General features: G+C 24.4%; 8 protein-coding genes. 3 read left to right on the forward strand and 5 right to left on the reverse strand.

Annotation, left to right across the window (positions count from 1 at the left end):
* Positions 1 to 20 precede the first annotated feature (20 nt).
* The 3 genes from SCULI_RS03085 to SCULI_RS03095 all read right to left on the reverse strand — a co-directional run bounded on the left by SCULI_RS03085 (position 21) and on the right by SCULI_RS03095 (position 5,655).
* Complete coding sequence (locus SCULI_RS03085) at positions 21 to 1,379, reverse strand: hypothetical protein (protein ID WP_025363179.1); 1,359 nt, start codon at positions 1,377 to 1,379, stop codon at positions 21 to 23.
* A gap of 1 nt (position 1,380) precedes the next feature.
* A complete protein-coding gene (locus tag SCULI_RS03090) occupies positions 1,381 to 2,514 on the reverse strand; it encodes a hypothetical protein (protein ID WP_025363180.1) in 1,134 nt (377 codons plus the stop codon).
* Positions 2,515 to 2,775: 261 nt separating this feature from the next.
* The gene (locus SCULI_RS03095) at positions 2,776 to 5,655 is read right to left on the reverse strand and encodes a cation-translocating P-type ATPase (protein WP_025363181.1); all 2,880 of its coding nucleotides are present in this window, start codon (positions 5,653 to 5,655) and stop codon (positions 2,776 to 2,778) included.
* Positions 5,656 to 5,760: 105 nt separating this feature from the next.
* On the opposite strand from SCULI_RS03095, the gene SCULI_RS03100 reads away from it, so the two are divergent.
* Positions 5,761 to 6,159 (forward strand): hypothetical protein, encoded by a 399-nt coding sequence (locus SCULI_RS03100; RefSeq protein ID WP_025363182.1) that lies wholly within the window; start codon positions 5,761 to 5,763, stop codon positions 6,157 to 6,159.
* A gap of 103 nt (positions 6,160 to 6,262) precedes the next feature.
* Positions 6,263 to 6,961, forward strand: a complete 699-nt coding sequence (locus SCULI_RS03105) for a 6-phosphogluconolactonase (protein WP_025363183.1) — start codon at positions 6,263 to 6,265, stop codon at positions 6,959 to 6,961.
* Between the two features lie 112 nt (positions 6,962 to 7,073).
* On the opposite strand, the gene SCULI_RS03110 is transcribed toward SCULI_RS03105, so the two are convergent.
* Together SCULI_RS03110 and SCULI_RS03115 are read right to left on the reverse strand one after the other, a co-directional pair.
* A complete protein-coding gene (locus tag SCULI_RS03110; protein WP_025363184.1) occupies positions 7,074 to 9,755 on the reverse strand; it encodes a PTS glucose transporter subunit IIA in 2,682 nt (893 codons plus the stop codon).
* A gap of 137 nt (positions 9,756 to 9,892) precedes the next feature.
* Positions 9,893 to 11,173, reverse strand: a complete 1,281-nt coding sequence (locus SCULI_RS03115; RefSeq protein WP_025363185.1) for an alanine--tRNA ligase-related protein — start codon at positions 11,171 to 11,173, stop codon at positions 9,893 to 9,895.
* 193 nt (positions 11,174 to 11,366) lie between these two features.
* On the opposite strand from SCULI_RS03115, the gene SCULI_RS03120 reads away from it, so the two are divergent.
* Entirely contained in the window at positions 11,367 to 12,203 is an 837-nt protein-coding gene (locus SCULI_RS03120; RefSeq protein ID WP_025363186.1) for a sulfite exporter TauE/SafE family protein, read from the forward strand.
* The last annotated feature ends 63 nt before the right edge of the window (positions 12,204 to 12,266 follow it).

Consider the following 12,266-nt stretch of genomic DNA (forward strand, 5'->3'; position numbering starts at 1 on the left):
AAGTTTTTTAAAATTCATTTTTAAATAAATTTCATTTTTAATCAAAAGGCCTTGAAATAATTATTTCTTGGAATCATTTCAAAACTTAAGATATCTCCAACATTTATTTCACTTGCTCTTAAAGAACCTATTTTTTGAATATAAATTATATATTCAGTTAAATTTGTTTCCAATTTATAAGGTTTTAAAATAATTTTATAATTTTCAACATTTATTTCTAAATTAAAATCAAAAATAAGTGGAGAATTATGATGTATTGAGATTTTTCCTTCGTATAAAAAATTTGAGTTAACTTTAAAATCTTTAATTTTTACATCAGAAACAATTTGAGAATTATCAATATCAATTATATCCTCATTAATCATCACAAAATCATATTCTATTGTAAAAACATTAACTGAAATATTTAAATCATGATAAAGATAATTATCATCTCTTATTGCAAAAAATAACTTTACTGATTTAACTAGAATGAATTTAATTTCAATAGTTTTTTGTTCTTGATCAATTCTAAAAGTTAAGTTTTTATTTTCACTTACATTCAAAGATATTTGATTTTTTGGATCTTTAATTTTAAATTTAATTCATATATTTGGAGGATAAGAACTTTCAAGAGGAGTTGATTCATCTAACTCAATTGTTTGAATTTCACCATTCATAATTACATAAAAATCAATACCATGTTTTTTTGAAAGTTCTGCTTTTGAAGTAGCTGATATATAAAATTTTATTTTTTCTCTTTCAGCAATTTCGTTTCACCTTTTTCTGGGAAGAATATTAATAACTCCATTTTGTGAAATTGAAGTTTTTAAGAATTGATTATCAATTAAATTATTAAAGTTATCAAAAGGCTCAATTGAAATTTGAAAATTTGAAAATTCATTTGACTTATTAAGAACAATTTCTAATTCATTACCATAGGAAACACTAAACTGATTTTCATTTAGTAATCCTTGATCTAATTTATGTCCAAAATTTACAACAACAGAAGGATTTGAAAATGTTATATTTTTAATATGTTGATTTTCTACCTTATAAAATTTTAATAAAAATCTTTTTGAATAACGATCAATAATTTCATTTGATTCAATATTTGAATAAAATTTATCATCAATACAATTAGTTGGTTTTTGTTCATTACAACTGTTATCAAATGTTCCGACATTAAATTCTTTAAAATTAGATGAAAATTGAACAAATGTATTAATTACCTCTTGATCAGAATTATAAACTTCATCTAATTTATCAAATTTATCAGTAATATAATTATTAAATTTTTGTTCATATGGCTTATAATTTGGACTTGCACAAGCTATTGTTATTACTGGTAATGTAAACAAATGAATTAGTAAAGTTGAACTTAATATTCTTTTAAGCATTTTATATTATTATAAAATCAAATATTCTAACATTTGATTCAGTTCTTGCTCAATATGCATTTATTGCAGTTGCATATGCAAAAACATTTAGATGAAATTCGATTTCAAATTCAAAATTATTAATTCATTCATAGTTAACAGATAGATCACTTTTCATTTTATTTATGTTTACATATTCACGATGATAAATTCTATTTGTACCAGAATCAATGTTCATAGAAATAGGATAATTTGTAATAACTGTTTCTTCAATAATTAATTCTTTTTCTTGTGTCTTGATATTTTCAAAATAATTTCAATCATTTTTATTATCTCAAGTATATCCAGAAATTGAAAATGCTATTTTATTATTAGGTAAATCTAAAAATTTATTTTTACCTAAAAATGATTTAAAAACAAATTTTTGTTTTCAGTATTTAGTTTGTTCAGAATTATAAGCATTAACTCTTAAAGTACCTGAATTACCTGTTCAGTCTAAACTAAACTTAGTTGTATAATTAAATTTAACAAATCCAGTATATTTAGAACTTTCTTTTGCTTCTAATGTTATTTGATAATAAGAAATTTCTTTAATCAAAAAATCATCAGAAGTAACTTGTGCTTTTGGATTATATTTAAAAATTAAATCAATCATATTTTGCTCTGATTTGGGATTCATTAATATTCCTAATTCATTTTTTTCAAATTGATCTGCTAATAAATCTTTAACAATTTCAGATTTATTAGCAATTTCAACTGTAAATGATAATGAACCTTCAAAATTTCCAGTTCCAACATAAAAAACATTTATATTTGAAAATATAGTCGTATCAATTTGTGGGTAGCTACTTGGAAAATCAAGAAAATATCAATCATCTTGATTTATCAAAAAGTCCTTAAAAATTGCATTTAAATTATCAATCATATCATTATTTGTTTTCTTTGCTTCAGATAAAAATAATTGAAATAATCTATTTTTATTAAAATTACCTTCCTGATCTAAATTATAAACGTTTACTTTTACATCTTTTAAACTCATATCATCTAATATAATAAGATCATCAAGACTTTTATTAATAACATTATTAGAATCAGTTAAATTAACTAATTGTGTGCTTGCCATTACTGGTAGCATAGCCATAAATATTTTATTCATTTTTTACTCCTTTAATTTTGCTATTTTCCTAAAAACTATTTATCCAAAAATAAATATTTTTCTTGATAGATTTTTAATTAAAAGATTAATATATCAAAAATAAATAAGTTATTTCCTATAAACTAGTTAATAGAATTAACACTTATAAATTACATTTGATAACTTAATAGTATCAAATTTTAAAAAACTTACTATTATTTTTTAAAATATATTTAAATTTTGCACAAAAAAATGAACTTTTTTAAAGTTCATTTTTATACATTATTTAGTAATTTTTTTATCTTTAGCAATTAATTCTTCAACAATTTGTTTATTTCTTCTTCTTGTATCTGGAAAATAATGATAACTTACAAAGACTATTCCATCAACTGCCAATATTGCAATTGCTGGAGTTGCAGATAATAAGAAGATAATTGGTACTAAATATCATGTTTCTTTATATTCAGAAATTGATAACAAGTTTAAGATTCCACTATTTAATCCTGGAATAAATAAAGCCACTAAATTTAATGCCATTGCCCCAATACTTGCAATTCATAATGGTTTATTAATAACAATATTTAGTTTCTTGCTTGTTTTTCAATGTGATAATTTGACTAAGCTTGCATAGAAACAAGGAGCACAAGTAATTGCAATAAACATTGCAGTTCTTCCATAATCGCCAATTTCTAATTTTAAAGCAAAGATATAATCATTGCTTCTTAAAATTTGAAATCAAGATAAATCTGGATTAAATTTTTGGCTACTAAATTCAGGTCTATCAAAAATATCTTTGATATAGTTTTCTGGCATCATTGCCATTCCTAAATAAAATGCTCCAATTGTAACACCAGTTGTAAAAATTAAGATTTTAATCATTGAGAATCATATTCCTCTAAAAAGAGAATTTTTACCCTTAATTGGTTTAACTTTCATTAAACTTGGATCATTTGCTCCCATTCCCATTGATAAAGCAATAATTGATTCAACTACTAAATTCATTCACAAAATATTTGTAGCTTCAACTGGTGAAACTGTATTAATTGTTGAAAGAATAAAGATTGATAAAACGTTAGCAAAGTTTACTCCTAAAATGAAAGTAATTGCTCTTTTAATTTTTTGATAAACGTTTCTTCCTTCATTAACCCCTTTGATAATTGTTTCAAAGTTGTCATCGGTTAAAATAACATCAGCAGCTTGTTTAGCCACATCAGTTCCAGTAATTCCCATAGCAACACCAATATCGGCTTTAGCTAAACTTGGTGCATCGTTAACTCCATCCCCTGTCATACTTGTGATGTTTTCACGTTTTTGTAAGGCTTCAACAATTCTCACTTTGTGTTCAGGGTTTACACGAGCAAATACTTTAATTTGTTCAATTACTTCATATAATTGCTCGTCGCTCATCTCATTTAATTGATCACTTGACATTACTTCAGATTCACTATGAGCTAAATCTAATTCTTTAGCAATTGCAAGAGCAGTTACAGCATGATCTCCTGTGATCATTACAACTCGTACTCCTGCATCATGAGCTTGCTTTACAGCATTAACTGCTGATTGACGTACAGGGTCAATCATTGCAACTCCCCCAAGGAAAGTTAAATTACGTTCTAAATCGTCTTTATCAGGTTCATTATCATAGTTTGTATTATAAGCAAACGCAAGTATTCTTAAAGCATCAGCACTTAAAGTTGAAGCAATTGCTAATAATTGATCTTTATCTGCTTGAGTAATATCTCTTTCAACATTATCAACCATAATTTTTGTACAGCAATCCAATAACTGATCAATGGCTCCTTTTGTAAAAGTAGTTTTGACTCCATCAACATTATTAACTGTTGTCATCATTTTTCTTTCACTATCAAATGGCATTTCATCAATTCGTTCTCATTTATCACGAGCATCTTGCTCGTCATAACCAATGATTTCTGCATAATCAACTAATGCAAGTTCTGTTGGATCTCCAATTCTTTCACTTCCTTCAGTAACTGAATCGTTACATAAAACAAGTGATTTTAAGAATAAGTCCATATGACGATCATTTTTTTCTTTAGCATAACTTTTTGACTCTAAAATTTGATTATCCATAATCATTTTTTTAACAGTCATTTTATTTTGAGTTAATGTTCCAGTTTTATCAGTACAAATTACATTAACACTTCCTAATGTTTCAACTGCTTGTAATTTTTTAACAATCACATTTTCTTGAGCCATTCTTTTAGTACTAAAACTTAATGTAATTGAAATAATAGCTGCAAGACATTCAGGAATAACTCCAATTGCTAAAGTAATAGCAACCATTAAGTATTCACTTCAGTTGTTTTTATCTCCTGATAAAAACAAAGTTACAAAGATTAACGCTCCAATTAAGAAACTGATTAAGGCCACAATTAAAGTAAAGAAACTTAATTTCTTCTCTAAAGGAGTATGCTCTTCATCATTTTCATTAATTGATGTTGCAATTTTTCCAATTTCAGTGTTAACACCAGTTTTAATTACAACTCCAATTGCTCTTCCTGCTGTTGTAAATGTTGACATAAAAGCAATGTTTTTCATTTCAGCTAAAATTGTAGTTTTATTATTTATTTCGTGATCAATTTTTTCAACTGGAACAGATTCTCCAGTTAAAATTGATTCATCAATCATTAAATCATTTGATTCAATAATTCTTAATTCAGCTGGCACATATTTTCCTGCTTCTAAAACAACAATATCTCCAGGAACAAGTTCACTTGCATCAATTTCTTGTTGCATATCATTTCTAATAACAACTGCTTTTGGTTTTGACAAACTTTTTAAAGCGTCCATAGATTTTCGTGCTTTAATCGCTTGCACTGTTTCTAAAATTGAATCAATTAAAACAATTGACATAATTACAATACAATCAATAAAGTCTTCAGTTGCAATATGACTAAATCCAGAAGCTGCTAATGGTGCAATAACACTAATTACTGCTGCTGCAATTAAGATTAATTGAATTGGTTCTATTAAAGTTTTTAAGAAAATTACATATCAAGGTGTAACTTTTCCTTGTGGTAATTCATTTTTTCCAATAAGTTTTTGTTTTTCAATAACTTGCTCACTGGTTAATCCTTCTTCAAGGTTTGTTTCTAAACTATTTTCGATAGATTTTTTATTTTTCGACAAATATTCGTCCATTATTTTCCCTTTTCCTTTTTTAATAATTTATTTGTAATAATTTTATATCAAAATTTTATAAATAAAAGAAAATAATATAAAATTATTTTATTAGGAGAAATAACAATGAAAAAACCTCAAATTGAACAAGTAATCAATAATTTTAAAAATCAAATTGTTGGATTGGCAAAAAACATCTTATTACAATTAAATCGCAGTAGTTCAGAGAAAAAATTTGCTTCATTAACTAATAAATCTCTAATCACTTTTTGAAAAGCCATTGATATTTTCCCAATTGAAGAAGATATTAATGTAACATTAGTAGCTACTAAAGTTGCAAGTGACATTGAACAAAGTAGTATGGCAAATCAAATTAATAACTTTACAAGAAGTTATGATCATGCTGGAACTGGATTAATGATGGATGAAATCTGTCAAGCAGAAATTATCAAAATGCTAAATGGATACTTTTTAACAGGAAATATTGATCAAAGAATCTTGCAATATGTTGTTGAACATATTTAAAAAAATCGCTTAATTTAAGCGATTTTTTTAAACTACTTTTAGTTTCTAAAAGTAATATTGCTTTTATTAAAGTTAAGATTTAAATAGAGAGGAATAATAAAAAATGAGAAAAATAATTAAAAAAGATTATGAACAATTAAGCCAAGATATGGCATCAACTTTATTTAATCTCTTAACAAGCAAAGAAACATTAAATATTGCTTTAACTGGAGGAAAAACTCCAATTCGCACCTATGAAATTTTAAAAGATAAATTAAAAGGTATTAAAATTGAAAATAAATATTTATACAATTTTGATGAAATTGGCTATCTAGATAGTGATAATGGTTTTGGGGTAACTCGTGATGACTTAAATCACCTCTTATTTGATCATTTAGATATTGATAAAGAATGTTTAATTCATTTAAATACTTTAAATTGAAAAGAATGACCCCATATTTTGCAACAAAATGGAGGTTTTGATTTCATTTTAATGGGTTTAGGAGCTGATGGCCATTTCTGTGGAAATTTACCAAGTAATACAGATATCAATTCAAAATTAAGATTCACAAAAATGAGTGAACAAGAAACAAAAAAACTTCAAAGTGGTTTAAAAATAGAACGTCCTTTAAGTGGCGAATTTGTCACAATTGGCCCTAAAGAAGTTATGAGTTCTAAAAAAATTGTTATTATTGTCAATGGAGAAGTAAAAAAAGACGCTGTTAAAAAATTATATGAAGAACATATTGACATGAATTGGCCTTCAACAATTTTAACTTTACATAATAATTTTGATTTAATTGTTACAGAAGACTGCCTATAGAATATTTAAAAACAACTATTGTTTAGTTGTTTTTAAATATTCTATTTTATTTGCTCTTTCAATAATAATTTATGATTATTAATTCATTTTTTATAACATATTTTTAATGAAATTATATTTTCTTATTAATTTTGCTTTTATTTTCTTTATTAATAGATTTTAAAATAGCTATTTCTTTAGCAAAATTATATTCAGGTTCTTTAGAATCAATATCATAATGTATACGCATAACATTTAAAGCATTTTTATATGAATTATTAATTTCTTGTAAAAGAACTAATTCAAAATTATATGTCTTATTAATATTTACTAATTTATTTTTGATATCTTGAATTTTTGAATTAACAAAATTATCTATTGGTTTATAATCAATCTCTGTTTTTACATTGCTAATTAATTCTTTAATTTCATTTTTTCTTAAATCAAAGTTTTTTTGTTGCATAATTTCAATTAATTGCTCAGCTTCTTTTAATTTATTTTTTTTAATTAAATTTTTACCTTTTTCCATGTATTTGTCATTAATATTGACTTCTTTTGTTTCAAGTGAATTTAATTGTGTTTCATATTTTAATAGTCTCTGAACTTTTTTTTCAATTTCTTTAATGTGTTTTTGTTCTTCAACTGTTACTAATTCTGGAATTTCATTAAATATATTAATAACTTCTTTTTTGTTTTTTTCATTTATCAGTCCTTGTAATTTCATTATTGATAAAAGTTTTGCTGAAACAAATTTAAGGCTTTGTTTTTCAGTTTTTCTTTCAATATTAAATAATAAAGTAAGTAATATTGAAGCACCAATTGCAATTAAACAAGACAATATATAGAAAATTCCGTTATTCAACTGTGTTAATTGCCCTAAAGGAATACCAATTGAACCAGTTGGATCTTGGATTGGATATTGAAAGGCACCAATAATTTCAAAAATACCTATTCCAGTTTGAATTCTTCCTGTAACTCCAACAAATCCTGCAAATAAACCTGCTATAAATGCTGCTAAAATACCTGATCAAAATACTCTTTTTCTTGGTAAATTAATTCCATATATAATTGGTTCTGTAATTCCTAAAATACCTACTGGAATTAAACCTATAGCTTGTTTTTTAAGGGCAGAATTTTTAGTGATTATCATTAATCCAACCATTGCTCCTCACTGTGCTCAAACAGAAATGGAAGAACCAGGTGTAAATAAAGCATATCCTCCTAATCCAGTAGTTGCAGAAACTATAATTTGAATTGAAGAAATTATTCCCAAAGCCATATGGACACCAAATAAAACACAAATTTGTCATATAGCACAATAAATTCCGACTCCAAGTCCAAATGGTAATTTACCAATATAAAACATTATTACTCCAAATAATCCTTCAAAAATATTTCATAAAGGTAAAAGAATTATAAAAGTTAATGTACATGTTAATAATATAACTAAAAATGGGCGAATTGTTAATTCAATAATTACTGGAATTTTTTTACCTAATCAATCATCTAGTTTTTTTGCAATATAAATTGCTCCAATAACTACAAATAACTTAAATTGTGCTCCTGTAATCACTAATTTTGTTATTTTTTGAATAATTAAATTTAATTCAATATCAGTAATACCTTTAATTTCACCAAAATCAACAATTACTCATTCTCCACCCATACCCATTTCTCCACCATTACTATATAGGATGGGCGAACAAAGTATTAGTGCAATTACTACTCCTATTATTCTTCTTAAATCAAAAAATTTAGAAGCTGAGTAACCTACAATTATTCCAATAAACATTGAACTTGTTTTTCCCATAACAAATAAAATTACTCATCATCATTTTTCATTAAATAATTGTGTTGTATCTACAAAACCAAGTGCAGGCATGACTCCCACTCACGTTAAAATACCAATTATTGCAGAAATCATTCCTGCACTTAAAAAAGCTGGAATAATTGGTGTCATTATTCCGGCAAAAGTTTGTAAAAGTCTACGAAATAAAGTCAATTCCTTTACTTTTGAATTCAAATCAAAATTTCCAAGACTGATTTCATTATCTTTAATAACTTCATCTTTTACTTTATATACTTCTTGACCAATAATAACTTGAAGTTCATTACCATTTCAAATTATTCCTTTAGTAAGATTAATTTTTTTAATGTTTTCTTCATTAACTAATTCTTTGTTTTTAATTGAAAAGCGCAATCTTGTCATACAATTATAAACATTATTATAATTTGCTTGTCCCCCAACTAGATTATTAATTTCCTTTGCAATCTGAGCAAACTTATTATCTTGTGCAAAGAATTCTTTTGGATCAATAATTTTATTTAAAACATCGTTTTTATTAATTAATTCAAATTCTCCAATTAATTCCCCTTGTTTAACATCTCCAACTTTTAAAATATTAAATCTATATTCATCACTTTCAGAATTAATTGTAATTGGACAGACATGGTCTAAACCTGCATTATTAATATAATTAATATCTACAGATATGATTCTCTTGCTAAGATTTACATCACTTTCTATTTCAATTGCATTGCTAAAAGGTTTTCCATCCAAACTAACTGTGTCTAAACCTATATGCATTAAAATACTTAAATCTTTTTCAAGTTCAAAAAAAATTGCATGTAAGCTTTCTGCAATAAATTTTACTTTTCCCATTTCAATTGGCGAAAAGAAATCTTTTTTTTCTTTTCCAGAGGCTCTAATATAAAAACCATCACCAAGCAGTTTTTGACTAAATACACCATCATTTAGTTTATCAATTGAATCAATATAACCATCAACTGGTGCATATATTTTTATTTTTTGCATATTCTAATTTCCTTTCTAACTTCAATGTACAAAAAAAAAAAAAAAAGTAATTTATTTTGGAATAAGTAAAGTACTTTAGTTATTCCAAAATACTTTAAAAAAAGTAAAATTGAAATTTTGAAAGAAAAAACTCAAATCTAATTTGAGTTTTTTCTTTCAATAATTTTTCCTTGTGCAGTTTTTTCATTTCCTCCACCTTTAATATTAAAAGTTTGATGCTCTTGCATTCTTTCAAATGCTTTTATAGAACCATTAGATTTACAAAAAAACATTTTAGAAGTTTGATCAATAATTTCAACATAAGAATTTGAATTATTTTTTAATATCAAATCACAAATAAAATTATAATCTTTATTTTCTAAACCATTTTCTTCTAAAATAAATATTTTAGTTTCTCCATTAATATTTGGTTCAATATTTTTATATTTGTTAAATAAGAAATCTTTTTTCTTTGTCTCTACTTGAACAAAATATTCATTCATATTCTTTTTTAAATCATTTATAAATATTTTAAATTTTAAAAATGAATCTCAATTAAAATTTAAAGTATCTTTTTTGATTTCTAAAAATGTTTCTAAGGCTTGTTCAATATTTTGATCATTTCCAAATTGTTGTTTTAGTTTTGCATATTTATCAAAAAGATTTGAAACTTCTAAGATTTCTTTTTCAGTTAGTTTATTGTATTCATCTTTAATTAATATTTCATTTGTTTTAGCATAAAATCTATAAATATTATTTCCTTTTGATTCAAAATCATAAATTAAGAAATCCTTAATTTCAGATAAATTATTAACATGAGTCCCACTACATAATTGAATTGAAACGTGATCAAATTTTACAATTCTTAAATCACCTTCTAGTTCTTTTTCATTAAATTCAATCGAAAGATTATATTCTTCCTTTGCAGTTTTAGCATCAACTATAATTTCTTCTTTGTTGGCTGTAGTTTGTCTTTTATTTGTAACTATTTCATTTAATTTCAAAATTAAATTTCAATCAACTTTTTCATTAAGTTGCATATCAATTCTTAACCCATTTTCATCATTAAAATACCCTTTACCTAAAGATGTTGGAAACAGTTCTCTTAGAGTATCGAATAATAAATGCGCAGCACTATGGTTTTGACTAACTAAATCTCTATGATTTTTGTCAATTTTTGCAGTTACAATAGAACCTACTTCTATATCTTCAATTAGTTCTGTTTTGTGAACAACTTTATCATCACTAATTGTAAGACCAAGTATTTTATAGTCTTTATTATTGAATTGTATTATTCCTAAATCACCAACTTGTCCTGCTGATTCGGGAAAAAATACAGTTTCTTCTAAATAAAGTAAAGTAAACTTTACTTTATTTAGAAATTCAGTTATTTTAGTTGTAATTTCAAACACATTATATCCTTTAAAATTTTTCAACATAAATTTCCTACTCCTTTTTATTTAATACAATATGTATCAAATAATACTCTAATTATACAAAAAAAATTAAAATTCTAATGTTGAAAATAATTTACCCTTTTATTTAAAAAAGTACTTTAAAATAATTAAATTACTTTTTTAAATATAGATTATATAATGGTATAAATAAACTGATTAAATATAGGTGGATAAAATGAGTATATGAATAATTTGTAGTCTATTTCTATTAGTAATATTAATCTCTTCAGTTGGTTCAATAAGTGGAGTTGGTGGTGGAGTATTATACGTTCCATTATTACTAGTTTTCTTTTCAAGTTCTATTTTAGAATTAGAAAAAATAAAATTTATCTCAACTTTTTTAGTATTAATTTCTTCATTATTTAATGTTTTAATTGAAATATTTAAGAAGCGTTTTAGTTACATTATCTTACTAATAGGTATAACCTTTTCAGTTCCAACAATATTTTTAGGAAATTGAATTAATAGTTTATTAGCAAATGATAATTATTTAAAAATAATCATTTTAGTAATGTTAACAATTGTAACTATTTTATTAATTGTTAATGAATACTATTTTTCTAAAAATAAATTGAAGCAAAAAGATATTTTAGAGAAAAACAAATGAATGTATTTTCAATATAATGAATTTAAATTAAATTGATTATTTTTATCAACAATTGCATTATTATCTGGACTAATAACTTCACTAACTGGGATGGGTGGCGGTCCTATTCTTATGCCTTTACTTCTAATGATTTTTAAATTAGATGTAAAAAATAGTACTCCTATTAGCCATACTTTAATTGCAATCTCAAGTTTTATTACCTTATTTTTTAATTTTGAACTCTTTTCAGATCAAACAATTATGCTTAACCTAGTCCTTCCGCTTTCAATTGCAGCTATAATTGGAGCAATTAGTGCAATTTATTTAAAAAGGATAATAAAAAAAGAAATTATTATTAAGTGAATATTAATCATTTTAATTTGAGCTTCTGAAATTAAAATGTTAATTGATATTATTAATTCTTAAAAAATAAGTTCTATAAATATGTAATTTAACAATAAAAAAGACATGGAATATCTATTCCATGTC

It is taken from the genome of Spiroplasma culicicola AES-1, assembly GCF_000565175.1.
Lineage (GTDB): Bacteria > Bacillota_I > Bacilli_A > Mycoplasmatales > Mycoplasmataceae > Spiroplasma_A > Spiroplasma_A culicicola.